General features: G+C 63.1%; 28 protein-coding genes. 14 read left to right on the forward strand and 14 right to left on the reverse strand.

What is annotated here, in order from left to right; all coding sequences use genetic code 11:
* Positions 1–17: 17 nt before the first annotated feature.
* The 6 genes from WC704_RS13325 to WC704_RS13350 all read left to right on the forward strand — a co-directional run bounded on the left by WC704_RS13325 (position 18) and on the right by WC704_RS13350 (position 5,771).
* Complete coding sequence (locus WC704_RS13325) at positions 18–242, forward strand: DUF6489 family protein (RefSeq protein WP_372890653.1); 225 nt, start codon at positions 18–20, stop codon at positions 240–242.
* A 7-nt stretch (positions 243–249) separates the two neighbouring features.
* A complete protein-coding gene (gene mnmE / locus WC704_RS13330; RefSeq protein ID WP_372890655.1) occupies positions 250–1,542 on the forward strand; it encodes a tRNA uridine-5-carboxymethylaminomethyl(34) synthesis GTPase MnmE in 1,293 nt (430 codons plus the stop codon).
* 71 nt (positions 1,543–1,613) lie between these two features.
* Positions 1,614–3,458, forward strand: coding sequence for a tRNA uridine-5-carboxymethylaminomethyl(34) synthesis enzyme MnmG (gene mnmG / locus WC704_RS13335; protein WP_372890657.1), 1,845 nt, complete (start codon positions 1,614–1,616; stop codon positions 3,456–3,458).
* Entirely contained in the window at positions 3,455–4,072 is a 618-nt protein-coding gene (gene rsmG, locus WC704_RS13340) for a 16S rRNA (guanine(527)-N(7))-methyltransferase RsmG (RefSeq protein ID WP_372890658.1), read from the forward strand. The genes mnmG and rsmG overlap by 4 nt, the downstream gene beginning before the upstream one ends.
* Positions 4,069–4,860 (forward strand): ParA family protein, encoded by a 792-nt coding sequence (locus WC704_RS13345; RefSeq protein ID WP_372890660.1) that lies wholly within the window; start codon positions 4,069–4,071, stop codon positions 4,858–4,860. The genes rsmG and WC704_RS13345 overlap by 4 nt, the downstream gene beginning before the upstream one ends.
* Positions 4,857–5,771 carry a ParB/RepB/Spo0J family partition protein gene (locus tag WC704_RS13350; protein ID WP_372890661.1) on the forward strand — a complete coding sequence of 305 codons (915 nt, stop codon included), beginning with the start codon at positions 4,857–4,859 and terminating at the stop codon, positions 5,769–5,771. Before WC704_RS13345 ends, WC704_RS13350 begins: the two co-directional genes overlap by 4 nt.
* 12 nt (positions 5,772–5,783) lie before the next feature.
* Here the strand turns inward: WC704_RS13350 and holA are convergent, their stop codons facing one another.
* Genes holA through WC704_RS13370 form a run of 4 tightly spaced genes read right to left on the reverse strand, consistent with a single transcriptional unit; the run spans position 5,784 to position 10,334 of the window.
* Positions 5,784–6,806 carry a DNA polymerase III subunit delta gene (holA, locus tag WC704_RS13355; protein WP_372890663.1) on the reverse strand — a complete coding sequence of 341 codons (1,023 nt, stop codon included), beginning with the start codon at positions 6,804–6,806 and terminating at the stop codon, positions 5,784–5,786.
* 21 nt (positions 6,807–6,827) lie between these two features.
* A complete protein-coding gene (gene lptE, locus WC704_RS13360; RefSeq protein ID WP_372890664.1) occupies positions 6,828–7,325 on the reverse strand; it encodes an LPS assembly lipoprotein LptE in 498 nt (165 codons plus the stop codon).
* Positions 7,322–9,871, reverse strand: coding sequence for a leucine--tRNA ligase (gene leuS, locus WC704_RS13365; protein WP_372890666.1), 2,550 nt, complete (start codon positions 9,869–9,871; stop codon positions 7,322–7,324). The genes lptE and leuS overlap by 4 nt, the downstream gene beginning before the upstream one ends.
* A 13-nt stretch (positions 9,872–9,884) precedes the next feature.
* Positions 9,885–10,334 (reverse strand): DUF3576 domain-containing protein, encoded by a 450-nt coding sequence (locus tag WC704_RS13370; RefSeq protein WP_372890667.1) that lies wholly within the window; start codon positions 10,332–10,334, stop codon positions 9,885–9,887.
* A gap of 282 nt (positions 10,335–10,616) precedes the next feature.
* On the opposite strand from WC704_RS13370, the gene WC704_RS13375 reads away from it, so the two are divergent.
* Positions 10,617–11,291: a hypothetical protein gene (locus WC704_RS13375; RefSeq protein ID WP_372890669.1), complete on the forward strand. Its 675-nt coding sequence runs from the start codon at positions 10,617–10,619 to the stop codon at positions 11,289–11,291.
* On the opposite strand, the gene WC704_RS13380 is transcribed toward WC704_RS13375, so the two are convergent.
* Complete coding sequence (locus tag WC704_RS13380) at positions 11,288–11,752, reverse strand: thiamine phosphate synthase (protein ID WP_372890671.1); 465 nt, start codon at positions 11,750–11,752, stop codon at positions 11,288–11,290. The genes WC704_RS13375 and WC704_RS13380 overlap by 4 nt on opposite strands.
* A 73-nt stretch (positions 11,753–11,825) precedes the next feature.
* Here WC704_RS13380 and WC704_RS13385 point away from each other — a divergent pair, with 73 nt between their 5' ends.
* Together WC704_RS13385 and WC704_RS13390 are read left to right on the forward strand one after the other, a co-directional pair.
* The gene (locus tag WC704_RS13385) at positions 11,826–12,494 is read left to right on the forward strand and encodes a YggS family pyridoxal phosphate-dependent enzyme (RefSeq protein ID WP_372890672.1); all 669 of its coding nucleotides are present in this window, start codon (positions 11,826–11,828) and stop codon (positions 12,492–12,494) included.
* Positions 12,491–13,153 carry an HAD family hydrolase gene (locus WC704_RS13390; RefSeq protein ID WP_372890674.1) on the forward strand — a complete coding sequence of 221 codons (663 nt, stop codon included), beginning with the start codon at positions 12,491–12,493 and terminating at the stop codon, positions 13,151–13,153. The genes WC704_RS13385 and WC704_RS13390 overlap by 4 nt, the downstream gene beginning before the upstream one ends.
* On the opposite strand, the gene ribA is transcribed toward WC704_RS13390, so the two are convergent.
* The 4 genes from ribA to WC704_RS13410 all read right to left on the reverse strand — a co-directional run bounded on the left by ribA (position 13,150) and on the right by WC704_RS13410 (position 18,190).
* Complete coding sequence (gene ribA, locus WC704_RS13395; RefSeq protein WP_372890676.1) at positions 13,150–14,211, reverse strand: GTP cyclohydrolase II; 1,062 nt, start codon at positions 14,209–14,211, stop codon at positions 13,150–13,152. The genes WC704_RS13390 and ribA overlap by 4 nt on opposite strands.
* Positions 14,208–15,002 (reverse strand): exodeoxyribonuclease III, encoded by a 795-nt coding sequence (locus WC704_RS13400; protein ID WP_372890678.1) that lies wholly within the window; start codon positions 15,000–15,002, stop codon positions 14,208–14,210. Before WC704_RS13400 ends, ribA begins: the two co-directional genes overlap by 4 nt.
* Positions 15,003–15,212: 210 nt before the next feature.
* On the reverse strand, positions 15,213–15,824 hold the full coding sequence (locus WC704_RS13405; RefSeq protein ID WP_372890679.1) for an outer membrane lipoprotein carrier protein LolA: 612 nt from the start codon (positions 15,822–15,824) through the stop codon (positions 15,213–15,215).
* A 62-nt stretch (positions 15,825–15,886) separates the two neighbouring features.
* Positions 15,887–18,190, reverse strand: a complete 2,304-nt coding sequence (locus tag WC704_RS13410) for a DNA translocase FtsK (protein ID WP_372890681.1) — start codon at positions 18,188–18,190, stop codon at positions 15,887–15,889.
* Here WC704_RS13410 and WC704_RS13415 point away from each other — a divergent pair.
* The 3 genes from WC704_RS13415 to WC704_RS13425 all read left to right on the forward strand — a co-directional run bounded on the left by WC704_RS13415 (position 18,087) and on the right by WC704_RS13425 (position 21,171).
* Positions 18,087–18,320, forward strand: coding sequence for a hypothetical protein (locus tag WC704_RS13415; protein WP_372890771.1), 234 nt, complete (start codon positions 18,087–18,089; stop codon positions 18,318–18,320). The two genes, WC704_RS13410 and WC704_RS13415, sit on opposite strands and share 104 nt — an antisense overlap.
* Positions 18,317–19,534, forward strand: a complete 1,218-nt coding sequence (locus WC704_RS13420) for a UbiH/UbiF/VisC/COQ6 family ubiquinone biosynthesis hydroxylase (RefSeq protein WP_372890682.1) — start codon at positions 18,317–18,319, stop codon at positions 19,532–19,534. The genes WC704_RS13415 and WC704_RS13420 overlap by 4 nt, the downstream gene beginning before the upstream one ends.
* Before the next feature lie 89 nt (positions 19,535–19,623).
* Positions 19,624–21,171: a hypothetical protein gene (locus WC704_RS13425; protein WP_372890684.1), complete on the forward strand. Its 1,548-nt coding sequence runs from the start codon at positions 19,624–19,626 to the stop codon at positions 21,169–21,171.
* Here the strand turns inward: WC704_RS13425 and WC704_RS13430 are convergent.
* From WC704_RS13430 to WC704_RS13440, 3 genes are read right to left on the reverse strand one after another with little or no spacing between them, the layout of a single operon-like run.
* On the reverse strand, positions 21,126–21,914 hold the full coding sequence (locus WC704_RS13430) for a Stf0 family sulfotransferase (RefSeq protein WP_372890685.1): 789 nt from the start codon (positions 21,912–21,914) through the stop codon (positions 21,126–21,128). The genes WC704_RS13425 and WC704_RS13430 overlap by 46 nt on opposite strands.
* Positions 21,911–22,192, reverse strand: a complete 282-nt coding sequence (locus WC704_RS13435) for a PqqD family protein (protein ID WP_372890687.1) — start codon at positions 22,190–22,192, stop codon at positions 21,911–21,913. Before WC704_RS13435 ends, WC704_RS13430 begins: the two co-directional genes overlap by 4 nt.
* The gene (locus WC704_RS13440) at positions 22,189–23,085 is read right to left on the reverse strand and encodes a hypothetical protein (RefSeq protein WP_372890689.1); all 897 of its coding nucleotides are present in this window, start codon (positions 23,083–23,085) and stop codon (positions 22,189–22,191) included. The genes WC704_RS13435 and WC704_RS13440 overlap by 4 nt, the downstream gene beginning before the upstream one ends.
* Before the next feature lie 201 nt (positions 23,086–23,286).
* On the opposite strand from WC704_RS13440, the gene WC704_RS13445 reads away from it, so the two are divergent.
* Positions 23,287–23,439, forward strand: a complete 153-nt coding sequence (locus tag WC704_RS13445; RefSeq protein WP_372890691.1) for a hypothetical protein — start codon at positions 23,287–23,289, stop codon at positions 23,437–23,439.
* Positions 23,440–23,445: 6 nt separating this feature from the next.
* Positions 23,446–25,398: an asparagine synthase-related protein gene (locus WC704_RS13450; protein ID WP_372890693.1), complete on the forward strand. Its 1,953-nt coding sequence runs from the start codon at positions 23,446–23,448 to the stop codon at positions 25,396–25,398.
* A gap of 153 nt (positions 25,399–25,551) precedes the next feature.
* Here WC704_RS13450 and WC704_RS13455 read toward each other — a convergent pair whose 3' ends face one another.
* Both WC704_RS13455 and WC704_RS13460 read right to left on the reverse strand, forming a co-directional pair.
* Positions 25,552–26,082 (reverse strand): phage tail protein, encoded by a 531-nt coding sequence (locus WC704_RS13455; protein WP_372890695.1) that lies wholly within the window; start codon positions 26,080–26,082, stop codon positions 25,552–25,554.
* An 11-nt stretch (positions 26,083–26,093) separates the two neighbouring features.
* Complete coding sequence (locus WC704_RS13460) at positions 26,094–26,639, reverse strand: phage tail protein (RefSeq protein ID WP_372890697.1); 546 nt, start codon at positions 26,637–26,639, stop codon at positions 26,094–26,096.
* Between the last annotated feature and the right edge of the window lie 3 nt (positions 26,640–26,642).

Consider the following 26,642-nt stretch of genomic DNA (forward strand, 5'->3'; position numbering starts at 1 on the left):
TCAAGCGGAGAAGCGCGATGAAGATCAATGTCGAAGTCGATTGCACACCGGAAGAGGCTCGCCGCTTCATGGGCTTGCCTGATCTCGCCCCCGTTCACGATAAATATGTTGCGATGCTCACCGGCGCGATGGATGGCGTGGTCGCACCCGATTTGCTCGACAATATGGTGCGGAGCTGGATGCCGATGAGCGATGCCGGCATGGGGATGTGGCGCAAAATGTTCGAAAGCGCGACCAAGTAAATTTGCGGTGGGCGGACTCGACACAATTTTCGCAACCTCGAGCGGCGCACCACCCGCGGCGATAGCGATTGTTCGAATGAGCGGGCCGGCGGCTTTTGCCATCGCAACCGCGGTGGCCGGCACATTGCCGCCACCGCGTCGAGCAGCGGTGCGTGCTCTTCACGATCCGCGTACCGGGGTCTTGCTCGACCGTGCGCTGGTGCTGGTCTTTCCTGGTCCCAAGACCGCGACCGGGGAAGATGTCGTTGAGTTTCACGTGCACGGTGGACGCGCGGTGGTTTCGGCGGTTGAAGCGGCGGTCGGTTCGCAACCTGGCGCTCGTTACGCCGACCCCGGCGAATTTACCCGTCGCGCGCTGGAGAATGGCGTTATCGATTTGACGGCGGCGGAGGGTTTGGGGGATTTGCTGTCTGCCCAAACCGAGACACAACGCCGCGCTGCATTGCGTATTGCCGAAGGCGGCCTGCGCGCGCTTGTCGATCGCTGGACCGACCGGCTGATTGGTGTTGCGGCAAACGTGGAGGCCCAGCTCGATTTCTCCGACGAAGACGATGTCGCGGCCGAAAATATGGGTGAGATGGTCGCCACGATTGGGGGTATCGTCGCCGAGATTGGGCACATGCTTTCGTCTCCCCCCATTGAGCGTCTGCAGGATGGTATAAGGGTGGTGATTGCCGGGCCGCCCAATAGCGGCAAATCGACCTTGCTTAACGCCATGACCGGGCGGGATGTTGCGATCGTATCGCCGATTTCGGGCACCACGCGCGACCGGATTGAAGCGCCGGTCGAACGGGCGGGTGTTGCCTATGTGCTGACGGATACGGCGGGCCTGACCGTTACACCCGGTGATGCGGTGGAGCAAATCGGCGTCGACCGCGCTAAGGCGGCGATTACAAGTGCCGATATCGTGTTGTGGCTCGGCGACGATGCGCCTGCCGACCCCACCCACCTTCGCATCCATAGCCGTATCGATTTGCCGGGACGTTCGGCGATTCCGGCGCACAGTGTTGTCGGTGTTTCTGCGGCGTCTGGGCGAGGCGTGGAGGGGCTTTGGGAGGTGGTGGCTCAACGGGCTGCTAGGCTGTTGCCGCAAGAGGATGCGCTGACGGTCAACCGGCGGCAGCGTGCCTTGCTGGGGGAATGCCAGCGATATCTTCACGAGGCAACGCACACGGGGGATCTTTTGGTCATCGCGGAAGAGCTTCGCGGTGCTTTGCGCGCGTTGGACGCGGTTGCGGGAAGGAGCGGCGTCGAGCACGTGCTCGACGCAGTGTTCGCGCGCTTTTGTATCGGGAAGTGATCGGTGTTTCACGTGGAACACCGCACGCTTCCCTTTGACAGGATACCGCCCACCACTTAGCGGTTTGGGCCATGACTGAATTTGATGTGATCGTCGTAGGCGGCGGACACGCCGGCACCGAAGCTGCGGCCGCCGCTGCGCGGTGTGGCGCACGTACCGCGCTGGTTAGCTTTGATCCATCGAAGATCGGCGCAATGTCGTGCAACCCGGCAATTGGCGGGCTCGGCAAAGGCCATTTGGTGCGTGAAGTTGATGCCTTTGACGGTTTGATCGCACGCGCAGCCGACGCCGCCGCCATCCATTATCGGATGCTCAACCGTAGCAAGGGCGCGGCGGTTCAGGGGCCGCGTGTCCAGGCGGATCGGCGTCGCTATGCCACGGCCATCCAAACCATGCTCGCCGCCCAGGACGATCTCGAAATTCTGGGCGGCGAGGTAAGCGCACTGGTGCTGGCCAACGATGGCGATGTAACGGGCGTTGCGCTTGCCGATGGACACACCATTCGGGCGGCAGCGGTGGTGCTCGCCACGGGCACTTTTCTTGGTGGCCGGATGTTTTGTGGTGAGGAACGGTCGATCGGAGGCCGGGTTGGCGAGGCGGCGGCGTCACAATTGGCTGAACAGCTTCGCTTGACTCAGTTACCGATGGCGCGGTTGAAGACGGGTACGCCACCCCGGCTCGATGGAAGGACGATCGATTGGGCGCGCCTCCCGCAGCAACCGAGTGATGCCGATCTGTGGACGATGTCACCGCTGTCGCCTGCGCGGCCCCTGCCCCAGCTTCACTGCGCGATTACGCGCACGACTCCACAAACCCACGCGATCATTCGCGGTGGACTCGATCGTTCGCCGTTATTCGGGGGTGCGATCGCTGGTCAGGGACCGCGCTATTGCCCGTCCATCGAGGACAAAATCTACCGCTTTGGCGACCGCGATGGACACCAGATCTTCCTCGAACCCGAGGGGTTGGACGATATCACGATTTATCCCAACGGGATTTCGACATCACTTCCCATCGACATTCAAGCGGCGATGATCGCTTCGATCCCTGGTTTGGAGCGAACACGGATCATCACGCCCGGTTATGCGGTTGAGTATGACCATATCGATCCGCGCGCGCTGTCGGCGTCGCTTGAAGTGCGTGCCATGCCCGGGCTGTTCTGTTGCGGGCAAATCAACGGAACCACGGGATATGAGGAAGCGGCGGGGCAAGGATTGGTGGCCGGCCTAAATGCCGCGGCCCGTGCATTTGGGTCTCCAGCCATCATTCTTGATCGCGCATCCAGCTATTTGGGTGTGATGATCGACGATCTGGTGCTGCAAGGTATCACTGAACCCTATCGCATGTTGACCGCCCGCGCCGAATATCGCCTGCGCTTGCGTGCCGACAATGCCGAAAGCCGCCTTGGACCGCTCGCGGAGGAAATCGGGTGTTTGGGGGTGTCGCGTCGGGAGCGTCTCGCTCATCGCGGCAGGCGGCGTGCTCGCGCCGAAGCTCGTTTGGACGATCCGATAAGTGCTGACGTCCTAAGGACAAGAGGTGCCGCGATTACACCCGATCCGCACGCCCGAACTGGCCGGGAATGGTTGCGTGTCGCGGGCATCACGATCGGAATGGTCGCACCCGATCTGGTCGCGGCGACAGATTCCGATCTTCTGGCTGAGATCGCCGAGGATGCGCATTACGCGCCCTATCTGGTGCGACAGGAAGCGGAAATTGCCGGGCTGCGCAGTAACGACGGCATAGTGATTTCCCCCGCAATAGATTTCAGCGCCATTCCGGGTTTGTCTACGGAAATGATCGAGCGGTTATCGGCGGCGCGCCCGGCGACATTGGGCGCTGCCGGTCGGATCCGTGGGGTCACTCCGGCGGCGCTCACCGCAATCCTGCTGCATCTCCGGAGGAAGGCAGCATGACGGAGGCTGAAGCAAAAGCCTGGATCGCCAGCCGGTTTGGCGATGCGGGTAAAGCCGCAATGGCGCAATTCGCCGCGATCGTCGTGGAGGAAAATGCTCGGCAAAACCTGATTGCGCCGTCGACCGTGGAATCTATCTGGACCCGGCATATTGTCGATTCCGCTCAATTGATTGGACTGGCGGTTGGTGCTCCGCCAGGGGATTGGATCGATATCGGTAGCGGCGCCGGTTTTCCTGGGTTGGTGATCGCCGCTTTGACCGATCGCAGCGTGTGGCTGGTCGAACCCAGAAAACGCCGAGCGGAGTTTCTTGTTGAGGTTGCCAAGGCGCTTGAAATTGCGGATCGCACTCATGTCATTTGCGATCGGATCGAGAAAATTGCACGTCCGGCGGCATTAATTTCGGCGCGCGCGGTTGGGCCCTTGACCGAACTCTTTGGGTGGGCGAGGGATTGTACCACCCCCGATACACGCTGGATTCTGCCTAAGGGGCGATCGGCGCGTGAAGAGGTGGCCATAGCCGAACAAGGATGGCATGGTGTGTTTCACGTGGAACATAGCCTTACCGATCCGGACTCGTTGATCGTTCTCGCATCAGGGGTGTCACGCCGATGAACGTCATTGCTGTAGCGAACCAGAAGGGTGGCGTTGGAAAGACCACGACCGCGATCAATCTCGGCACCGCGCTTGCGGCAACCGGGTTGCGGGTATTGTTGCTTGATCTCGATCCACAGGGAAATGCGTCGACTGGGCTTGGTATTGCGCGGGCCGATAGACATCACTCGACCTATGACATTTTGCTGGGCGAAACGACGATCGAAGCCGCTGCGTTGCCGACAGTGGTTCCGAAGCTCGATATCGTACCGGCGACGGTCGATTTGTCGGGTGCCGAGATCGAGCTGGTTGAGTATGAGGAACGCACGCATCGGCTCTCGCGCGCGCTCGCGCGGTCCGATCACCGGTGGGATGTCGTCCTTATCGATTGTCCGCCTTCGCTCGGGTTGTTGACGCTCAACGCGATGGTCGCATCCAACTCTTTGCTGGTGCCGCTGCAATGTGAATTTTTTGCGCTCGAGGGGCTTAGCCAGTTGCTCAGTACGGTTGAACGTATCCGTGAACGCTTCAATCCGGGCCTGTCGATCATGGGTGTCGCATTGACGATGCACGATCGCCGCAACCGCTTGACCGATCAGGTTTCCAACGATGTTCGCGCGGTGCTGGGCGGGGTGGTGTTTGACACCGTCATCCCCCGCAACGTCCGCTTGTCGGAGGCGCCAAGCCACGGTTTGCCGGCGTTGATTTACGATTATCGCTGCCCCGGCTCGGAAGCCTATATCGCACTGGCCCGCGAATTGATCGCGCGCCTGCCTAACAACGAACCTCAACCTGCAAGGGCCGCATGACCGAGTCTTCCGCGCCGCAAAACCTTCCGCAAACCCGCCCCAAACCGCGTTCCGGACTGGGACGTGGTCTTAACGCGTTGATGGGGGATTTGGCGCGGGAAGAGCCGGTTGGCGGTGGCAAGGAAACATCGCCCGGCATTCGTTCGCTTCCCGTTGGATCGTTGACTCCGCATCCGGGACAGCCGCGGCGCCATTTCGACGAAGCGGCGCTTGAAGAACTGGCACAGTCGATTGCGCAACGCGGCGTGCTGCAACCGATCGTCGTGCGACCGCACGGCACTGGTTATCAAATTGTGGCGGGCGAGCGGCGTTGGCGCGCGGCACAGCGCGCGCGCCTGCACGAAGTACCCGTTATTGTTCGCGCCTTTGACGATACCGAGACGCTCGAAGTAGCGCTGGTCGAGAATATCCAGCGTCAGGATCTCAATGCGATCGAGGAAGCTGAGGCGTACCATCGCCTGATCGAGGATTTTGGCCATACCCAGGAAGCGCTGGGCAAGTTGGTCAACAAATCGCGCAGCCACATCGCAAATTTGCTGCGACTGCTCGAATTGCCCGCGCCAATTCAAGAGCGAGTGGTGACAGGCGCGTTGACGATGGGCCATGCACGCGCGCTCATTGGGGCTACCGAGGTCGAAGCGCTTGCGGATCAGGTGATCGCACGCGGTTTGTCGGTGCGCGATACCGAACGGCTCGCTCGCGCGGCAAAATCCGCGCCGCGTAGCCAGAGTTCGGGCGATGCGAGCGGTCGGGATCCCGATCTTGCCGCGCTCGAACATCAGCTTGCCGATTTGCTGGGGCTTTCGGTACGCGTTACCTATGGTGCCAAGGGCGGCACGCTGGTGCTGTCTTATTCCACGCTCGACCAGCTCGATATGGTGTGCCAGCGTTTGACGGGTGAGCGAATTTAAGGCGGGGTTCCCCTACCCGCGTTGCCGAGCTGCCATTCGCGCGACTGCGACCATCGCGGAGTCTGCCAACACCGGTCCGGCGTTGCCAGGTGCCATGATGGCGCGTTCGGCGCGGCGCACACGATCGATCGCTTCGTTGATCTTGCCCGCCGACCAGATGCGCAACGCGCGGGCGGTGGTGGCGCGCTCGCGGAAAAACACGCGCTCGATAACGGTGTTGGCATTTGCGCCACCATCGATTTCAGCGCGGAGTTCCGCCAAGGTCATAAGGCGCCGCACCAATTGCCGTAATACCGGGATCGGCGAAACCCCGGCAATTGCAAGTTTGCCCAATTCATCGGCCAAATGATCGGGACCACCGTCGATCGCCGCATCGATCGCCCGCGAAATTTCCGAATCGCCAAGGTCGGCGCCGATCGCATCGAGCGTGGCATCGTCGACTTCGCGGGGGCGCTCGGGCGCCGCATCGAGATATAACGCAATTTTTTCCAGCTCTCGCGTCATCACCGCGCGATCACCGCCTGCTGCCTGCGCGATTCGCGCGGCAGTGCCGCCGAGCGTGCGCAATCCCTGTTCCCGCGCAATGCTGGCGGCAATCTTGTCGGCCTCGCCGGCTTCCGGAACATAAAAGACGCATGTCATGGCGCGCGGGCTCGCGGTCGCGAGTTTGACCAAGGCCGATGCGCTTTTGATACCGGGCGCGATGACCACCACCGGGTTGCCCGCCCGCTCGGCAGCCAACAACAGCGTGCAGGCTTCGACACAGTCCTCCCCAGCGCCGGAAATCCGTATGTAGCGCGCGGTCCCGAAGAGCGACATCGATGCCGCTTCATCGGCCAGCCGTCCGGGGTTGCTCTTGAGGTTTGCGGGTTCGATTTCGACACGCTCAGCCTCGGGCCCCATTGCGCGGCCAAGCCGTGCGGCAATGTCTCGCGCGCCCGCCTCATCGGGCCCATAGAGAAGGTATAGCCGGATGTCGGGATTGCTGGCCGCCGAATCGATCGCGCGGCTCAATTGATTGAAATTGGCCTTCATAAGCGGGCCCGGAGCATCAGCTCAGTGTGCCTCGGGCGAAGTGCGCTGCACATAAGTCGCAATGCGCGCGACGATTTGATCGGCAACAATCGCCGACAAGCGCTCCAAAGCAGTGTTTTCGGCTGCAATGGTGGCATATTCGGAGTTTACGACGTCAACTCCAGCGTCCGACCCTGCCGCCGCATCGAGCAACACCGCGCCGTTGCTGAGATCGACCAACTGGTAGCGCGCGCGCAAGGTACGCCGTTCGCGCGAAATGCTGTCGTCCCGCCGCACGCCAAGCCCGATGATTTTGTCGTCGAGCTTGATTTCGAGCCTGTAGCGCGGCGTGGTGTCGGTGTGCAGACGATCGCGCAAGGCATTGGCCATCAGCCACCCGGCCTTGCCCTCGATGGGAGCAACGTCGACCTGGGTCAGCGTTATGGCAACGGTGCCTGCGCTTCCACCCGAATAGAGCGGATGCAGCCCGCATCCGGAGAGCGATAGCCCGAGCACCGCGAGGACGAGACCGCGCCTCATGCGACGATATTCACGAGGCGATCGGGCACAACGATGACCTTTCGAGGCGCCTTGCCCTCCAATATCCGGACGATCTTGTCGGAAGCAAACGCCGCCGCCTCGATGTCTTCGCGGGCCATGCCCTTTGGCAGGGTCAGCGTATCGCGCAGCTTACCGTTGACCTGTATTGCGACGGTAACCTCGTCTTCCACCAGCAAGGCGGCATCGACCGTCGGCCAGGGCGCATCGGCGATCAGTCCGGACTTGCCCGCCGCAGACCAAGCTTCTTCCGCCAAATGCGGTGCCATCGGCGCGATCAGCCGCATCAACGTATCGATCGCACCATCACGCGATGCCGAAGGATCCGCGCGTTCGATGGCGTTGACCAGCTCATAAAGCTTGGCGACGGCCTTGTTGAAGGCGAGCGCTTCGATATCGATAGCGACGCCCGCGATCGTCTGGTGGAGCTTGCGTTCCAGCGCGATATTCTGGACGCTGGAGCCGCTCCGTTCGCCGTCGAACAGCCGCCACAATCGTTGGATAAAACGCCACGACCCTTCGATCCCGGATTCGCTCCACGGCAAATCGCGCTCGGGCGGTGAATCCGACAGCATGAACCAGCGCGTGGCATCGGCACCATATTGGTCGACGATGCCGGTCGGGTCGACGGTGTTCTTCTTCGACTTCGACATCTTCTCGACGCGGCCGACCGTTACGGTTTCGCCGGTCAAGCGCTCGATATAACCGTCGCCGCGCTTCTCGATGTCGTCGAGCGACAACCAGCGTGGTTTGGTGATCGAATCGACGCCATCGCTCCCCAGTTCGGTGATCTGGCGGCTATAGGTCTCGTGCGTCACCATGCCTTGCGTGAACAACCCGGCAAAGGGTTCGGCGATATCCAGCATCCCGATATGGCGCAGCGCCCGCGTCCAGAAGCGCGCATAGAGCAGGTGCAGGATCGCGTGCTCGACACCGCCAATATATTGCGCGACCGGCAGCCATTGTTCGGCGATGGCGCGATCGAACGGCCTGTCTTTAGGCTGGCTGGCGAAGCGGATGAAATACCAGGATGAATCGACGAAGGTGTCGAGTGTATCGGTCTCGCGCCGCGCATCGGCACCGCACGCGGGGCACGCCACATGCTTCCACGTCGGATGGCGATCGAGCGGGTTGCCGGGAATGTCGAACGTCACGTCTTCAGGCAGGATAACGGGCAATCGATCCTTGGGCACCGGCACCGCGCCACAGGCGTCGCAGTGGATGATCGGGATCGGCGTACCCCAATAGCGCTGACGGCTGACGCCCCAGTCGCGCAGGCGGAACACGGTCGAGCCCGTCCCCCACCCCTCGCCCTCGGCGCGGCGGATCACCGTGCGCTTGGCGTCCTCAATGTCCATGCCATCGAGGAAGTGCGAATTTACCAGCGTACCGGGCCCGGTATAGGCGGTATCGCCGATAAACACCGGATCGGTTGCCTCCCCGTCGGAGACGACGCGGCGCACCGGCAAGGCATATTTCCGCGCGAAATCCATGTCGCGCTGGTCGTGGGCGGGAACGCCGAACACCGCGCCGGTGCCATAGTCCATCAACACGAAATTGGCGATGTAAACGGGTAGCTGTCGTGCCGAGTCGAACGGATGCGCCGCAGTCAACCCGGTGTCAAAGCCGAGCTTTTCCTGCGTATCGAGCTCCGCTGCCGTCGTCCCGCCGCGCTTGCACAAGGCGATGAAGTCGGCTGCGTTCTGGCTCCGCTCGGCCAGCGCTTGCGCAATCGGATGATCGGCGGCAACCGCGACGAAGCTCGACCCGAAGATCGTATCGGGGCGCGTCGTGAACACCTCGACCGAGCCGCCATCAGACAGTTTGAAGCGGAATTGCAGCCCCTGACTACGTCCGATCCAGTTTTCCTGCATCAGTCTGACCTTGTCGGGCCAATGTTCGAGCCCGTCCAGACCTTCAAGCAACTCGTCGGCAAAATCGGTGATCTTGAGGAACCACTGCGACAGCTTGCGCCGTTCGACCAGCGCGCCCGAGCGCCAGCCCCGGCCATCAATCACTTGCTCATTGGCGAGCACGGTCATGTCGACCGGGTCCCAATTGACCGAGCTTTCCTTGCGATAGACCAGGCCATGTGCAAACAGGTCCAGAAACAGCGCTTGCTCGTGCCCGTAATAGTCCGGCTCGCACGTCGCCAGCTCTCGCGTCCAGTCGAGTGCGAAGCCGAGCCGCTTCAACTGCGCCTTCATCGTTGCGATATTGTCGCGGGTCCAGCCACCGGGATGGACGCCCTTTTCCATCGCGGCATTTTCGGCCGGCATGCCGAAGGCGTCCCATCCCATTGGATGGAGCACCTCCATGCCCGTCATCCGGCGGTAGCGCGCGAGCACGTCGCCCATCGTGTAGTTGCGAACGTGGCCCATATGAATCCGCCCCGAAGGATACGGAAACATTTCAAGCACATAGGAGCGCGGTTTTGGCGAATCGTCGCGTGCGGCGAAGGTGCGGGCATCGTCCCACACCTTCTGCCATGCCGCGTCCGCCTTCAGCGCGTTGAAGCGTGACGCCATGAGAACAGGGATCCTATTGGGCTACGGCGGCGCGGCGCAGGTCGCGCGCTTTGGTCAGGATGATATCCTCCAGCTTCTGTACGGTGGCGGCCTCGACGGGTGCGGCAACCCACTGGCCGTTTTGGTTGACCTGGCGCAGTGCCGCGACCCGCAGGCCATCGGCGCGCAAATCCTGGTCGAGAATCGTTACCGTAACCTTGACCCGCTCCGAGGGAGCAGCCGGATTGATATACCAATCGGTCACGATCACGCCGCCGTTGGAATCGGTCTGCAGCAGCGGCATGAAGCTCAGCGTGTCGAGGCTGGCGCGCCACAGATAGGCGTTAACGCCGATCGTGGTCACTTTCGAGGCAGCGAGATCGGTATTACGCGGCCGGGCCTGCTTGTGCGCGCAGGCACCGAGCGACAAGGAGGCGGCAAGAGCGAACGAAACCACGATCGCGGTGCGTGGGCGGCGGGTCATCGGCGGTTCCTGAACAAAACTGGGTGTTGGGGGACGTCAGCATCTATAGAATGTCTCGCGCGGGCCGCAAGCGACACGTCCAGCTCCGCCAGCGGCGTGACCCGGTGTGTCCTTCGAGACACTCTCTGGAGAAAATGAGTCAAGATAGTGGCGGCGCGGAATTGAATCGTGATAGGCGCATTGTCACATGAAGGTGCCAGACAGGCACTTTAAGAGGGGCCTTACGTGTTTTCTGCTCGCTGGATGTCCGGAATTGCCGTGGGGTCGCTTGTCGCCCTTAGCATGGCCGTGGCTCCGGCACTAGGCGCAAGCGACGTTCCGGCCCTGCGGTTTCCCGGCAAGCGCAACGTCGTTGCGGTACGGGGCATTGGTTCGTTCACGCCGGCCTCGGCTGACCCTCGGCTTGCGGCGCTGTTCGCGCGCGGCGGGCTCGACACCAGCGGTTTCCGGTTCACCCCCTCGGACGGGCGACGTGATGGCAGCCACGCGGTTACGATTGCGATTCGGGCCCGCTCGGCGCGGGGAATCGCTGCGGTGGATCGCAGTGCGCCAGTAGCAGTCGGCACGGTCAATCTGACGCCGATCGCCTATAATCTTGGTGTAGCGGTCGGTTGGAAACGTTTTGGTCTTTCGGGCGATGTCTCGAAGGTTGATTTGGCAAGCTTGCCCGGCGGGCGCGAATCGGCGGAAGTTGGCGTCAGCTACACCGCCAATCGGTTCAGCGGGCGGGTGAAGGCCGGGGCGGATCGTCCGCTTGCCGGTGCGCCGAAGCTGATCGAAGATGCGCCTGCTTATTCGATCGATGTCGGCGGTTCCTATTCGCTCACGCGTCGCCTCGATGTAACGGCAGGCGTGCGGTATAAGGGTGAGCGCGAGCGGCTGATTACGCAGCCGACCACCGATACCGGGCGTCGTGACAGTCAGGCCGTGTATATCGGGACGGCTTTCCGCTTCTAACGGTCTCTGGCGAGTCGTGGTGTCAGCCCGTCAATCGCCGCCCATCCCACAAATCCCAGCCGCTCAAGCCGCTTGAACCGAACAGCGTTCATCCCACCGAGCGCGATGGCGGGCAGGCCAACCGCGCGCGCGATTCGCGTCGCGCGCAAAACCCCGAGCGGTCGCGCACCGGGATGGGTGCGCGTTGGATGGACTGGTGACACCAGGATTGCCTCCGCTCCCGCGCGACGGGCGGCAATGCCCTCGCGTATCGAATGGGCGTGGCCGAGCCGGATCGGCTGCCGAGCCAAGTCGCGCCGTATCAGCATCAGGCGCCGTTGCCGGGCGATCTTGGCGACGCGGTCGTATATCGCGCTGCGGGCGGTTGGTTCGGTGGCGAAATGGCGAAAGACGATCCCGCTGCCGCGGGGCAACGCCGCGACCGCGCTCCACAAATCTTCCCCGATGCGTTCGTCGGTCATCAGCCACAGCTTGGGTAACGACTTGCGGCTTATGGGGTGACGAACGGTCATGTTGGAGCCTATAGCGCCGCCAATGGCCACCGACGACCCCGCTAGCTCCCTTGCCGCCGTGCGCGCGACCATCGCCCGCGCTGCCGCACTCGCCGACCGCAAGCCCGACGCGGTTACGCTGATTGCGATTTCCAAGACCAAAGCGGCGGCAGACATTACGCCTCTATTGACCGCAGGGCAGCGCGTTTTCGGCGAAAATCGCGTGCAGGAGGCGTATGACAAATGGCCCGCGTTGCGCGACGCCTTCCCCCACAGCGTGCTGCACTTGGTTGGCCAGTTGCAGTCCAACAAGGCCGAAGACGCGGTGGCGTTGTTCGATGCGATCCATTCGGTCGATCGTCCTTCGCTTGTCACCGCGCTTGCCCGCGCGATGGAGCGGCAGGATCGCCGCCCGGATTGTTTCCTCCAGGTAAATATCGGCGACGAAGCGCAAAAGGGCGGCTGCCCGATCGCCGCGCTGCCCGCGCTGTTGACAGTGGCGCAGGACGCTGACTTGCCCATAGCTGGCCTGATGGCAGTGCCACCTGCCGAGACCGAGGCTGCCCCCTATTTCGCCCTGCTGGCCAAGCTGGCGCGCGATCACGGTCTTGGAGGCCTTAGCATGGGTATGTCGGGCGATTATGAGACAGCGGTGATGCTCGGGGCAACGCACGTCCGCATCGGCAGCGCCTTGTTTGGCGCGCGCGCGTGAGGTTCGACGGCATTATCTTCGATTTCGACGGTGTGCTGATCGAAAGCGAAGCCGTCGGCAATCGCCAGATTGCCGCGTATCTGACGAGCATTGGCCATCCCACGACGCCTGCGGATTCCTTCGCCAATTTTATGGGATTGTCGGGCGCGTCCTTCATCGGCGCGATCGAGCGCTGGATCGGCCGATCGCTGCCCGAGGATTTTTACGCGGCGCGCAGCATCGAGGATCGGCGCGCAATGCACGAAGGCGTCGATGCGGTGGAGGGCGCGGTCAAATTCGTGCTGGGCCTGCCCGCTGATTTGCCCAAGGCGATCGCCTCGTCGAGCACGACCGCGTGGATCAGCCGCCATCTGGAGCATATCGGGCTGCGTGAGGCGTTTGGCGATCGGATCTTTTCGGGCAAGGAGCATGTCACCAAGGGCAAGCCGGCGCCGGACATTTACCTTCATGCCGCCAACGCGCTCGGTGTCGATATTGCCCGTTCGGTCATCGTCGAAGATTCGCCGGTCGGCGCCACCGGGGCGGTGGCTTCGGGCGCGCGGGTCATTGGCTTTGTCGGCGGCACGCATTGCGGGCCCGATCACGCTGCCAGATTGCGGTCGATCGGCGTGCACGACGTGGCCGAAAATTTCGATCAAATCGCCGCGCTGATCGCCTAGAATTGGTGGCCGGTGCGGTCACGCTTGGTCGCCAGATAGCGTTCGTTATGCGGATTGGCGGGCAGGATGTGCGGCACCCGCTCGACCACCGAGATCCCCGCCGCCTCAAGCTGCGCGACCTTTTGCGGATTGTTGGTCAACAGCCGCACCGACCGTTGCCCGAGCAAATCGAGCATTTGCGCCGCCACCGCGAAATTGCGTGAATCGATCGGAAAGCCCAGCCGGGTATTGGCATCGACGGTATCGAAACCCTGATCCTGCAGCGCATAAGCGCGCAATTTGTTGATGAGGCCGATGCCCCGGCCTTCCTGCCGCAAATACAGGATGATGCCCCAACCGCTCGCCGCGACCGCATCGATCGCGGCATGGAGCTGCGGGCCGCAATCGCATTTCAGGCTGCCGAGCATGTCGCCCGTCAGGCATTCGCTGTGCAGCCGCACCAGCGGCGGGCGGCCATCGGGTGCGCCGATCAGCAATGCGATGTGTTCGCCCGGCATTTCGGGGGTTCGAAACGCGACGATTTCGGCATTTTCGGCACCCGTCACCGGTAGATGCGCGCGTGTCGCGATCGTCAGGCGCGCGGCGTTTTCATGCGCGTCGATGTCGCCCGGTGTAAGCACTAGCGCGGCGGATTCCCCGGGTAAGATGAAGAAGGCAGGCAACATGCCCGCGATCCGCGCCAGCCGCAGGGCCGCAACCCCGGCATCGCGTTCGGCCAGGCAAATCGCCCGGAACGGGCCCTTCATCGGCGTGTCGAGATCGAATTGCGGATCGGCCAGCGCGGTTGCCGCTGCAAAATCGATCCACGGCGCACGCTCGATTACGACTGGGGCATCAGGGGCCGCCGCATCGCGCTGGTTGGTGAGTTTAAGCGTCGCCGCGCGACCTGCCGAGAGCAACACCGAAGCCACCCCCGCAGGATCGAACGCCGCCAGGCGAACAGGGTCGGCGGTTTCAACCGGCAGCAGCGCGAGCATACCCGCCTCGCCTGCAAGCGCGATGGGCCAGCCGCGGCGCAGGGCATCGATGGCAAGCGCGGTCGTGTGAGGATCGTTCAAACGTCAAACTCGGTCATGATCGGGACATGGTCGGAAGGTTTCAGCCAGCTACGGCATTCTTCGAACACATGGTGATGCCGCGCGGTCGCCGCAACGTCTGCGGTTGCCCACATATGGTCGAGACGTCGCCCACGATCATTCACCGTCCAATCGGCCGAGCGATAGCTCCACCATGTGTGCAGCCGCGCCGGAGCGGGAAAGAAATGGCGCCCCAGATCGACCCAATTGTTCGACGCCTTTAGCCGGTCGAGCGCAGCCACCTCGATGGGCGTATGGCTGACGACGTTCAGCAATTGCTTGTGGCTCCACACGTCGGATTCGAGCGGGGCAATGTTGAAATCGCCCACCAGCAGCGTCGGCACGGCGAGCGTTTCGGACCACAGCGTCATGCGCTCCAGAAAGTCGAGTTTCTGGCCGAATTTCGGGTTTTCGTCGCGGTTGGGCACGTCGCCGCCGGCCGGAACGTAAACATTTTCGATCCGCATTCCCGATTCGAGCCGCACGCCGACATGGCGCGCCTCCCGATTCGCTTGCCAGTCGAAACGGTCATCCTCAACCAGCGGAACCTTGGACAGGATCGCGACTCCGTGGTGCATCCGTTGTCCGTGCAACACGATATGGCGATACCCGAGCGCACGGAACGGGGCCGTCGGGAAATCCTGGTCGATAACCTTGGTTTCCTGCAGGCACAGGATGTCGGGTGCCGTATCGCGCAGAAATTTCTCAACAATCTCGATACGGAACCGTACCGAGTTGATGTTCCAGGAAGCAATCTTTAGCAAAGCGGTCATCATCCTGCTCTAGCGAGGCCAGGCAGGCCACGCCAGCCGCCCGCTGCCGACATGGAAAGGCCCCCGCTCCGGGGGCATGGAGCGAGGGCCGACCTAGCGTTCGTCACGCAGGCGGGAAGCGAAGGTTCGGGTAACAGGGGGAAATCCCGAACGTCCTCATCCGCAACGCCGTCTGTAGGCGCACGAACCTGTCGCCAATATGAATGAATCCTACTTTTTGCCGGTTGGCCGGACGGGATCGCGCCACTCGAAGGCATTGTCGGCGACGGGCGCGTTGAACCGCTGGTTCGACAGCCGGATCGTGGTGCGATTGTTTTGCGAATCGAGCGCGACCCACCCTTGCAACATCAATCCGCCGGGGGCCGCCGGGCTGCGCGCGAATACCAGGCTGATCCGGCCATATTCGGGGTGCTTTGGGTCCGCCGCATCGACTGCGATGACATTGGGATTGTCGGTCGCAACCACGGTGGCGACCTTGCTCATGTCGCGTGACGGATCGAGCAGGATGCCGAGCGGCGATCCTCCGATCGGCCAGCGTTGTTTCTGGCCGACCGAATAATCCAGAAACCACAGGGATTTGCCATCGCTGACGATCAGGATCGGCACGCCCTTTTCATATTGAAAGCGGATCTTGCCGGGTTTTTTCAGCGTGAGGACGCCGGTCAGCGCCTTTCCCGACCGGTCGGTCTGGGTGAAGGTCGCGGTCATGCTCTCGACCGCGCGCAGATGATTTTGCACGTGCGCCAAATCGCCAACCGGGGCGGCTGCCACCAGCGCGGGCACCGCGAGCAACGCAAAAGCAGGCTTCCAATGATTCAACACACATATCTCCTGACCGGCCCCGATAAAGCGCCACCGGCTTGAACCCGCTCTGAACCGTTTCTTTAGACCGGATTGCCGTCGCGGTCGCGCAGCACCTCGCGGCGACCGACATGATCGGGACGGCCGACGATATTGTCCTTCTCCATCCGCTCGATCAGCCGCGCGGCGCTGTTATAACCAACGCGCAACTGGCGTTGCAGCCACGAGGTCGAGGCCTTCTGGCTTTCCACGACCAATTGGATTGCCGCGCGATATTGCTGGTCCTCGGCCGAATCCTCGCCAATCGGCGCGCCGTCGAGTGCGAAGCCATCCTCGGGTTCCTCGGTCACTGCGGTGTTGTAATCGGGCCGTCCTTGCGCGCGCCAGTGATCGGCGACCGCGCGGACCTCGTCATCGGAGACGAACGGCCCGTGCACGCGGACGATGCCCTTGCCGCCGGGCATGTACAGCATGTCGCCCTTCCCCAGCAGTTGTTCGGCCCCCTGTTCGCCCAGGATCGTGCGCGAATCGATTTTGGAGGTGACGTGGAAGCTGATTCGCGTCGGCAAATTGGCCTTGATAACGCCGGTGATGACGTCGACCGACGGGCGCTGCGTCGCCATGATAAGATGGATGCCGGCCGCGCGCGCCTTTTGCGCGAGCCGCTGGATCAGGAATTCGACTTCCTTGCCCGCCGTCATCATCAGGTCGGCGAGCTCGTCGACGATCACCACGATTTGCGGCAGCACCTGATAATCGAGCGTTTCTTCCTCATAGATTGGCGCGCCGGTGACGGGTTCATAGCCGGTCTGCACCTTGCGCCCGAGCGGTTGCCCTTTGGCCTTGGCCGCGCGCACCTTGTCGTTAAAACTGGCGAGGCTGCGCACGCCGAGCGAGGACATTTGCCGGTAGCGGTCCTCCATTTGCTCGACCGTCCATTTGAGCGCGCGCACCGCCTTCGCCGGATCGGTCACCACTGGCGCATAAAGGTGCGGGATGTCCTCATACATGCTCAGTTCGAGCATCTTGGGATCGATCATAATCATCCGGCACTCTTCGGGCTTGAGCCGGTACAGCAGCGACAGGATCATGCAGTTGAGCCCAACCGACTTGCCCGAGCCGGTGGTCCCCGCGACCAGCAAATGCGGCATCGGCGCGAGATCGGCGATGACGGGATCGCCTGCGATATTCTTGCCCAGCACCAGCGACAGCGCGCCCGGCTGATCGTCGAGCGAATCGATGAGTTCGCGAAGGCCCACGGTCTCGCGCCGGGCATTGGGGAGTTCGATACCAATTACGGTGCGCCCGGGGATGGTCGCCACGCGCGCCGACACCGCCGACATGTTGCGCGCGATATCGTCGGCAAGCTGGATCACACGGCTGGCCTTGATTCCCGCTGCCGGTTCGAGCTCATACATCGTTACCACGGGCCCCGGCCGCACGTTGATGATCGATCCCTTGACGTGGAAGTCGCTCAGCACCGTCTCCAGCAATCGCGCATTGCGGTCGAGCGCGACCTTGTCGATTGGTCCGCCAACCGAGGGCGGAGTTGGCTTGAGCAGATCGACCGACGGCAAATGCGATTTGTCGCCGAAATCCATCGAGGTCTGCTTTTCGCGCGGCTTTGCGGTGGTGACCGGGGTCATCTGCCGTTCGGAAATCACCGGGCCCGGTCGTACATCGGGCGTCGCCACCGCGCGCGGCATCGATAGCTTGCGCGGGGCTTCGGGCACGAACCGCTCGGGTTCGATCTCCGCGGTGTTGCGCCGGTCGGTCAGCCGCTTGGGCGTGCGTGGCGCGCGGACCGGTCGCTCGGCCATGTCGATGGTGAAGCTATAGGCCCATAGCGCCAGCCCGCAAAGGCTGATGACCGCAGCGACGCCGCGCGTCGTCCACAGCACGGCCTCGCTATTTCCGATCAGCGCAATCGCTGCACGGAGCAGGTCCGACAGTGCGAGGCCGACCACCCCGCCCCACCCGGCGGGCAACCAGGTTACCGCCGCGCCCGATACCAGCGCGAACGCAGTACCAAGCAATCCGATGCCCCCCGCCGCGGCCAGCAACATCCGCCGCCAGCGCCCGACCGGCACGTCGCGCCACAACCGCAGCGCAATCAGCAGCAGCGTGGGCAGCGCGAGCGCGATGCCCGGCCCCAACAGCCAGAACGCCCCGTCGGCGATCACCGCCCCGCCCCGCCCCAACCAGTTGCGCGCCGGGCCGGCTGACGCCGTATTGAGCGAGGGATCGCTGGCATGATAACTCGCCAGCGTGACGATGGTCAGAATGACCAACGTCACCAAGGTGATCGCCGCGATCAACGCGCCGCTGCGCACCGCGCCGGCCCGGACGGTTTCACGCCACAACGGTGGCTGCGCGCGGCTCGCCATGCTTTCCAAATCCCAAATGTTCGCTGTCTGTCCCCCGGAATCATCGCGCGCGCGCGGGCTTGCGTCAAGGCTGGAGCGGTGGGGCGAAGCCGTTGGCACGCCGGGGTCGAAGCGCTACAGCAAGCTATGAACCAAGCAGACGTCATCATTCTCGGCGGCGGGCTCGTCGGCAGTGCGCTCGCCGTGGCGCTCGATCGGCACGGGCTCAGCGCCATCGTCATCGACATTGCCGATCCCGAGGTGATTCTCGCCGCCGGCTTTGACGGGCGCGCTTCGGCGATCGCCGGAGCGCCGTGGCGGATGCTCGGCGCGATCGGCGTGGCCGAGCGGCTCGCCGGATTTGCCTGCCCGATTGCGGGGATTCGCGTCAGCGATGGGCTGGAGCCCGGCGCCCTCGATTTCGAGCCGGATGCGGGCGAGGATGCGCTTGGCCATATGGTCGAGAATCGGCGGCTGCGTGCCGCGTTGTTTGAAGTGGCGTCGGCGGCGGCGCTGGTCGACGTACGGATGAAGACGCGCGCGGTTGCGGTCGATCGCGGTGAGCACGGCGTCACCGTCACGCTCGATTCGGGCGCGGTCATCACCGCGCCGTTGCTGATCGCGGCAGAAGGCCGTGCTTCGCCGACGCGCGAGGCGGCGGGTTTGCGCGTCGCACGCTGGAGCTATGACAATGCCGCGATCGTCACGTCGCTGCACCATGAACACTCCCATGAGAACATCGCCTTCGAGATCTTCTATCCCGATGGCCCGTTTGCGATTTTGCCGCTCAACGATGATGAACAGGGCCACCGCTCGTGCATCGTCTGGTCGGTCACGCGCGATCAGGCACCGGGGATGATGAAGCTGTCCGACCGTGGCTGGTTGGCCGAGGCTGACAAGCGCATCGGCGGGTTTCTCGGCAAATTGGGGCCGCTTGGCAGCCGGATGAGCTATCCGCTTGGCTTTCACCACGCCGCGAAGGTCGTATCGAACCGGCTTGCCTTGGTGGGCGACGCCGCGCACGGCATCCATCCGATTGCGGGCCAAGGCGTCAATGTCGGTTTCCGCGACGTGGCGACGCTGGTCGAAGTGCTGGTCGAGGGCAAACGCAGCGGGCTTGATCTCGGCGATCCACAATTGCTGGCAGGCTATGATCGCTGGCGTAGCCTCGACACCTTTATGGTCGCAGCGGCGACCGATGGGCTTACGCGGTTGTTTGGCGTGCCTGGCAAGACCGCCAATGCGGTGCGGCGCTTCGGCTTGTCGGCAGTGCAGCACATGCCCCCGCTAAAGCGTCGGTTTATCGCCGAGGCCCGCGGCGAGAGCGGTGATGTGCCCAAGCTGCTGCAGGGGATGACGGTTTAGCCCAGGATATGCGGGCAAAAGTCGAGCCCGTGAAGGACCGGACAATCGGCGGTGCGCGGTCCATCGCGCAGGACGATGAGCAAGAGTCGATGACACTGCACCCTCGCGTGGATGTGGCCGGAAATGGCCCTCAGATGGTGATCGATCTGGAACGGGCGCTGTGGCGGCGCGGCGCGCCCGTCGCGCAATGCCTGCGGCTGTTGCACGACGGCATCACCCGCTATCCCGATCACGTTGGTCTCGCAGCGCGGCTGGCGATGCGGCACCGCGAGCAGGCCGACTGGCGACACGCGCCGCCGGACTTTGCGGCGATGATGGGCGGCGGAGGCAGGATCGCCGCTCCGCTCGACTTGCATTTTCTGCTGGATGGTCCCGCGATATTGGCGAGTGCGGCAGCGAGCGCGGCGGAGCGCTGTCGCACAATGGCGCCGCTCGCTCGCGTGCCGGTCCGCTCGGCCACCAAGCGGCGGCTACGGATCGGCTATGTTTCGGGCGATTTCCGCGAACATGCGCTCGGTCAACTCGCGATCGGGCTGATCGAATGCCATGACCGGACCCGGTTCGATATTTTCGGCTACGGGACGCTGGCCGATGATGGCTCCGCGCTGCACCAGCGCTTTTTGCGGGCGTTCGATCACTATCGCGATCTGCACGACGCGCCCGCAACCGCGATCGTCGATGCGATCCGGCAGGACGAGATCGACATTCTCGTCCACCTGTCGGGATACACCCACGGCGGGCGGTGCGAAATCCTGCCCGCGCGCCCGGCCCCAATCGCGGTCAATTATCTCGGCTTTCCGGGGACGATGGGCATGGCGAGTGTCGATTACATTATCGGCGATCCGATCGTGCTTGGCCCGGCGATGATCGGACAGATTAGCGAGGCACCGGTACTGCTGCCCGATTGCTATCAGCCGAACCTGCGGTCCGCGCCGCCGCCCGGCGACCTTGCGGTGGACCGTGCCGCGCACGGCTTGCCAGAGGCGGCATTGGTGCTCGCCTGCTTCTGTACGACAGTCAAGATATCCGAGCCGGTGTTCGCGCGCTGGATGGCGGTGTTGCGCGCGGTGCCCGAGGCCGTGCTGTGGCTGCTCGACAATCCGCGCACCGATCCCGGCCCGCGCTTTCGGGAGGTGGCTGTGCGCCACGGCGTCGCCCCTGATCGCATCGTCATCGCGCCCTGGTTGCCGTCCGAGGCGCATCAGGCGCGCCTGCCGCTTGCCGATCTCGCGCTCGATACGGCACCCTATGGCGCGCACACCAGCGGCAGCGATATGCTCTGGTCGGGCGTGCCGATGGTGGCGTTGCTGGGAGACGCCTTTGCCGCGCGCGTCAGCGCAAGCCTGCTGCGCGCGGCGGGACTGTGCGAGTTGGTGGCGACCGACCTCGACCGCTATGAAGCGATCATCCTGGCGCTCGCGCACGATCGCCCGCGCCTGACCGCGCTCCGCCGTTATCTGATCGAGGCGCGCGAAACGCTGCCTCTGTTCGATGCTCCACGCCATACCCGTCAGCTCGAAACAGCGTTTGAACTGATGTGGGAGGCGTATCGCGCAGGGGCCCGCCCCAGCGGTTTTTCCGTGCTGCCGCATCACGGATCGGGCAGCGGGTCCGAATGGCCGAACTGGGCGCGATAGGCGGCGGCCAGCTCGGCGCGCTGCACCGTGTTCAACGATTGCCGGGCATGGAGCGCGGCAGGCGTCGGCGGTTCGGGCAATGTCGGGAGCGGGCCCGGCGCAGCCCCTGGTTCGAGCCAGCCGAGCAGCCGCTGGAGGCTGGCCCCGCGATCGGCGATCAGATCTTCGTAGCAAACATGGATCACCGGCCATCCGCTTTCACGCAGCCAGCCACGCCACAACAGCTCGTCGACCACCAATTGCCGGCGCGTGGCACGCAGGGCGTCGAGGTCCATGATGTCGATGGCGTCCTTGGGCTGCGTTGTCGGTCCCGGAGTAAAATTCCAGAAGCCGCTCTGCACCGCCAGCCGCAGTGAAATCGCCTGCGCCAAGCTGTCGCGTCGCCACAAATGGATAATGAACGGATCGGGCAAAGCCGCGACCTGTTCGATCGCCCCACGTAGCGCGCCATATTGCAGGGGCAGGCACTTGACGACGCAAAGCCCGCCCGCTGTGCGATTGCGCATGATCGCCGAGAGATAGTCGCCGGGGGAGGACGTCCGCCAGCGTTCTTCGAACACCTGGCGATAGCTTGGGTAAAAATATTCGAGCGCGACGCCGCGACCGAGTTGGCGCAGCAACCGGCAAAGCAGGTGCGATCCGGTTCGCGCGCTGGCAGCAATGATCCCGAAGCGTCGCAGCGGCTCGGGCGGTCGATCGAACCGCGCTTCGGCCAGGGCAACTTCATTGTCGTCCAGGATCACGCGGCCACGATCCGGACGAAGCCCCGCGCCGCCAGATTGTCGAGAAAGGGCAGCACGTCCTCGCCGATCTGTTCGCGCGGCGCGTCGTAGCGATCCGCCAATCCCGCAACCAGTGCCTCGACCGACACGGGCTGCGCGATCGCCTCCCAGATCGCCGCGCCGATCCGGTCGATTGTCAGATATTTGCCGTTGGCGATGTCAATCATGATAAGTTCATCGTCCAGTGCGCTGACCAGGGTGGTTTCGTCGCGGACGATGGTATCGCTGGCGGAAATCATGCTGCTGCTCCGGTTGGGAAAGTGGTGGCCAAGTGCGCGACGAGCGTGTCGGCGCAGGCATCGAGGCGATCGAGGTTCCACGGCCGATGAAATTCAAACCCGGCGGCCTGCCCTGCTGCCGCGACCAGACGCAGCATATGGTTGCCCGGATTTCCCAGCCGATGGAGCAAGCGCGGTCGATAGGTATTTTCCAGCAGCATCGCGAGCGTTTGCTTCGACGGCAGCGCGACGATGGCAGGCGCATCGAAATCTTGCCGGGGATGGAGATGGAAGACCGATCCCAGCGGTAGTGCGTCGAACGCCGTCACGTCGAGCGGCAGATGGAATTTGTCGTGTCGCGTCAAATCGCGTTGCAGCGCCGCCGTGCCGATCCCGAAATGCGTCAGGGCGTCGCGCCACAGCTTCACGCGGGGCACGCCGTGGTAAAAGCGCACGATGGAGTCCGCGCCTTGCCGGAGTACACCGACATCGTCGCACAGCACATGCAGGCTGCGGCGACGCAATTGCGTCATCAGGGTTGATTTTCCAGCGCCCGATTCGCCACAGAACAGGTGGGCCTGGCCGCCATAGGCGACGGCCCCCGCATGAATCGGCGATTCGTCGCGTTGATAGAGGATCGCGGTCAGCGCGATACCGTAAAGATATTGCCGAACATCTTCCGCGCGCGCATCCTGCGCCGGACAGATGAAAATTTCGCGCCCCTTTTCCATGCGGAACAGCGCCACATCCGCGATATCGGCAATATGGATTTCGCGGGTCCCGACGGTCGGGGCGATCGCCCCGTCCAGCCGGATCACAATATCGGCAGAGGCCGTTTCTTCGATTTCGGGCAATTCGGGACACGCAATGTCCGATTGCAGCGTCAGGCCGTAGGCCCTGTACCAATAGCGCATCGACTGTACCGCCCAAACGAGGTTTCGCGTCGCACTATGGCACCGGTCGCCCGGCGTAAAGCCGCCGAGAGTCCTTGCCGTGCACGTCGTGGTGGCACGGTTGACTGCGGTTTAACGCGCAATTTTGTTGCAATGCGCAAGATAAACCGGTAAGCGAAATACCGTGTTAGCGCGACGCGCCTTCTGATCTGGGGAAACGTTATGGACCGTAATTTCATCGACGGGATCGTTGAAGATACCGCCTCGGCCAAGTCGGTCTGGACTGTACCGCAGATCGTCGAAACCGACATCGCCGCAGTTACTGCTGGTGGCACCGGTATTACGGCGAACGACGGTACGTCGACGTCCAGCTAAGCGTTGATGTCCCGAGCCATTGCCGGTGTAACGGCGTGGTCGGGTCGCGGCGATCTTGAATCACGGTGTATTATCATCGCGCGTTCGCTCGGCATGTCGGGCGAGGGCGAGATGCTCGTTTCCGTTGATGAAGTGGCGTTTTGTGGCACGACCCATCCTCGCCGTTCCTCCTTTGCTTCCTCCAAGGTCGATGCGCGCTTCGAACCGGGGCTCAGCGTCGTCGGTGACGTTCGCATCGCCAACCGGACCGAGTTTCTTGCGCGATGCGGTATCACGCGTGAAGCAGCCACGGATCTTTCCGACGTAGAACTGATCGCGCTCGGGTGGAGCAAGCGCGAGGAACGCGTGTTCGACGCGATCATCGGACCTTATGCACTGGCGATCTGGCGTGGCGGGCGCAAGCAGCTCGTGCTCGCGCGCGATCCGCAAGGGTTGCGGCCGTTATTTTTTCATCGCAGCCCCAATGGGGTGGCATTTGCCAGCTTGCCGAATGCGCTGGCGGCGCTCCCGGAGGTCGGACGGCACGTCAACGAACAGCGCGTGCTCGAGCTGCTTTTGCTCGTCGATCCGCAGGACAATCCCAGCTTCTTCGACGGCGTCGAAGGTGTGCGCAAGGGCGAGATCGTTCGTTTCGACGCCCCCGATTGCATCCATAGATACCACTTCTGGAACGCCGCTGACATCAAAACCGAACGGCGACGGCCCGAGGACCATGCTGAAGGGCTACGCGAGCGATTGCTTGCGGCGGTGGAGGCTGCAGTCGACACGCCCAAGCAGGTGGCGACGACGCTGAGCGGGGGCTTTGACAGCGGTGTGGTGACTGCACTCGCGGCAAATCGCCTGCAGCGCGACAACCGCACGCTGCACGCTTATACTGCCGTGCCCGCGTCTGACGATGCGCCCTCGACCAATGCGCGTTGGCTCGACGACGAGTCTGATCTGGCGGCGGCGGTGGCGCGACGGCACGGCAATATCCGGCATCGCTGCATCACGCCGCCGGGCGAATCGCTCATACCGACGTTCGATTTCTTTTTCGATTATGTCGGTGCCCCGTGCCTGATGCCGTCGATTTCCTTGTGGTATGCCGAAATCGAGCGCCAGGCGGTGGCGGACGGTGCTGAAATTCTGCTGATGGCGACCGGGGGCAACTGGACCGTTTCCTATCATGGGGTGCCGTTCCTGTTGCAGCTTGCCGAGCGCGGGGATTGGCTTCGGCTGATCGGATGGCTGATACGGCTGCGCGGCGGGCATCCTGCGTTGAACCGGGAACATCTGATCCGCACGGTCCTGCGCAAATGGGTGGGGGGCGCGCGGTGGGAACGGCTGCGGCGGCTGGCGGGCAAAGCACCGCAGCCCGACTGGAAGGTCACGCCGCCGGATTGGTCGGCGGTTGCTGGCGCGCGATTGCCCGAATTTCTGGCGGAGCGCGATCCGGATTCGTCTCGCCTCGAAATCCTGCATGGCGGGAGCGGACACAGTTCCGATCGTCGGGTGTGGCTGATGCGGGAAACCTTGCTGCCGCTGTACGAAAAGGCGGTATGGTTGCGGCGCGGGATCGAAGTGCGCGATCCGACGCTCGATCGGCGCGTCGTCGAATTTTGCCTGTCGATTCCCGACGAGGAATTCTTGCGCGGCGGTCATGCCCGCGCGGTGTTCCGGCGTGCGTTCGGGAACGATGTGCCCGCAGCCGTGCTCGCCAACGCACGTATCGGTCGTCAGGGCTATGGTCGCGATTCGTCCATGCGGCGCTCGCTTGCCGGGTTTCGCGACGAAGTCGATCGAGTTCCCGAAGACTCCCCGGCGCGGAGATTGTTCGATTTGGCTGCGCTTGCGCGTTTGGCGGAAACCCCGCCGGACTCGGACGACGGCGGCGCGGCGTTCGAGCGTGCCTATACGCTCAAGCTATCGCGCGGGATCAGCGCGCTCCATTTCGTCAACCGTATGGGGCCCGGAAATTAGCGTCGCCGCCAGCACGGCGCGAGCGTTTCCCGCAGACGGGTTGGCTGTGGCGGGAGGTGTCCAGCCGGACCCGGAATGCGAAGCGCAGCCTCCACCAGGAAGGCTGCGCCGTCGCCGAGCAATCGGAAACTGTCAATTTTACGACGGGTTACGTCATGGAAAGTCGGGATAGAGTCCGTCCCAACAGATTGCAGGAAGCAGGACCAGATAGGGCTGCATATTGTCATGCGCTCCCCCACCACCGGTATACGCGCCCAGAAAAGCGGTGTTGGTAATGTTGACCTCTGCCGGAGGGACTGCCGGCTGCAACGCCGGTGAAAAACCGCCAAACACGCCGCCAGCCACCCCGGTGGTGAGCGTCCCCGCCACCACATTGAGCGAGTGGGAGTGCGGCGGATATTGATTGAGGGAAACGCTGACCGTCTCTGATCCGGCGGTTGTGCCGGCTTGCCACACGGTCGTACCGGTGCCGGAAGGCGCAGTGCCAAGGCCGGCGACAACCCTTGCGGCAAGATTTGGTACGGCGAACGTCGTCTTGCCGTCACCGCCATAGGTTTTGCCGAGCAGGGTAAACAGCGCCGGATACGATTGAATATTGTAGGTACGACCATCGCACGCAAAATATCCACGCGGAATATAGTCGAATGCAAACCAATCGATTTCGCCGATGAAACTGTTAGACATCGCGAATCCTCCTATTGATTGACCGGATAAAGGCCGTTCAGGCAAATCTGGTAAGCAAGTCCAATCGTCGGCATAATGTTGGGGTGGCTATTGCCTCCACCTGCCGACGACACGCTCCCGCTATAAAGCGCGATCGCGTTGATCGGGCTTGGCACCGGATTTTCGTAATGCTTATGCGCATTGGTCGGATCCGAGCCATAGACTACGCCCGCCGCCAGTGTTGGCGTTGTCGAGGTTGCTGACGTCGCATTCAGGCTATGCGTATGGGCTGGAACCTGCGCGGCGGTCAGCGTGATGCTCTCGGAACCGCCTCGCGAGCCAAGCGGGTGCGCGGTTGCCCCGGGGGCGGTGCCGGTGCCCGCACCGATTGGCAGGCTCCCCGAGAGGTTGGGCAGGTTGAAGGTGGTTACACCATCGCCGCCATAGATCGTTCCAATTACCGAAAATAACGCCTGATAGTCCGCGATTCTCAGCGCTTGACCCTGGCACAACGCCCAGTTGACCATCGCCTTGGAAAAGCCGGTTAGGATGATTTGTCCGGTAAAACTGTTGCTCATGAT

Source organism: Sphingomonas sp., assembly GCF_041661885.1.
Taxonomy (GTDB): domain Bacteria; phylum Pseudomonadota; class Alphaproteobacteria; order Sphingomonadales; family Sphingomonadaceae; genus Sphingomonas.

Coding starts and splice junctions, on each gene's coding strand:
- WC704_RS13460 (WP_372890697.1), bottom strand. CDS start 26,639: ATGAGCAACAGTTTTACCGGACAAATCATCCTAACCGGCTTTTCCAAG.
- WC704_RS13435 (WP_372890687.1), bottom strand. CDS start 22,192: ATGATTTCCGCCAGCGATACCATCGTCCGCGACGAAACCACCCTGGTC.
- holA (WP_372890663.1), bottom strand. CDS start 6,806: ATGAAGGCCAATTTCAATCAATTGAGCCGCGCGATCGATTCGGCGGCC.
- WC704_RS13385 (WP_372890672.1), top strand. CDS start 11,826: ATGGCCACCGACGACCCCGCTAGCTCCCTTGCCGCCGTGCGCGCGACC.
- WC704_RS13380 (WP_372890671.1), bottom strand. CDS start 11,752: ATGACCGACGAACGCATCGGGGAAGATTTGTGGAGCGCGGTCGCGGCG.
- lptE (WP_372890664.1), bottom strand. CDS start 7,325: ATGAGGCGCGGTCTCGTCCTCGCGGTGCTCGGGCTATCGCTCTCCGGA.
- WC704_RS13440 (WP_372890689.1), bottom strand. CDS start 23,085: ATGCGCTATTGGTACAGGGCCTACGGCCTGACGCTGCAATCGGACATT.
- WC704_RS13400 (WP_372890678.1), bottom strand. CDS start 15,002: ATGACCGCTTTGCTAAAGATTGCTTCCTGGAACATCAACTCGGTACGG.
- mnmG (WP_372890657.1), top strand. CDS start 1,614: ATGACTGAATTTGATGTGATCGTCGTAGGCGGCGGACACGCCGGCACC.
- WC704_RS13350 (WP_372890661.1), top strand. CDS start 4,857: ATGACCGAGTCTTCCGCGCCGCAAAACCTTCCGCAAACCCGCCCCAAA.
- leuS (WP_372890666.1), bottom strand. CDS start 9,871: ATGGCGTCACGCTTCAACGCGCTGAAGGCGGACGCGGCATGGCAGAAG.
- WC704_RS13345 (WP_372890660.1), top strand. CDS start 4,069: ATGAACGTCATTGCTGTAGCGAACCAGAAGGGTGGCGTTGGAAAGACC.
- WC704_RS13325 (WP_372890653.1), top strand. CDS start 18: ATGAAGATCAATGTCGAAGTCGATTGCACACCGGAAGAGGCTCGCCGC.
- WC704_RS13455 (WP_372890695.1), bottom strand. CDS start 26,082: ATGTCTAACAGTTTCATCGGCGAAATCGATTGGTTTGCATTCGACTAT.
- WC704_RS13415 (WP_372890771.1), top strand. CDS start 18,087: ATGACCAACGTCACCAAGGTGATCGCCGCGATCAACGCGCCGCTGCGC.
- WC704_RS13425 (WP_372890684.1), top strand. CDS start 19,624: ATGACACTGCACCCTCGCGTGGATGTGGCCGGAAATGGCCCTCAGATG.
- WC704_RS13375 (WP_372890669.1), top strand. CDS start 10,617: ATGGCCGTGGCTCCGGCACTAGGCGCAAGCGACGTTCCGGCCCTGCGG.
- WC704_RS13445 (WP_372890691.1), top strand. CDS start 23,287: ATGGACCGTAATTTCATCGACGGGATCGTTGAAGATACCGCCTCGGCC.
- WC704_RS13370 (WP_372890667.1), bottom strand. CDS start 10,334: ATGACCCGCCGCCCACGCACCGCGATCGTGGTTTCGTTCGCTCTTGCC.
- WC704_RS13410 (WP_372890681.1), bottom strand. CDS start 18,190: ATGGCGAGCCGCGCGCAGCCACCGTTGTGGCGTGAAACCGTCCGGGCC.
- WC704_RS13450 (WP_372890693.1), top strand. CDS start 23,446: ATGTCCCGAGCCATTGCCGGTGTAACGGCGTGGTCGGGTCGCGGCGAT.
- WC704_RS13420 (WP_372890682.1), top strand. CDS start 18,317: ATGAACCAAGCAGACGTCATCATTCTCGGCGGCGGGCTCGTCGGCAGT.
- rsmG (WP_372890658.1), top strand. CDS start 3,455: ATGACGGAGGCTGAAGCAAAAGCCTGGATCGCCAGCCGGTTTGGCGAT.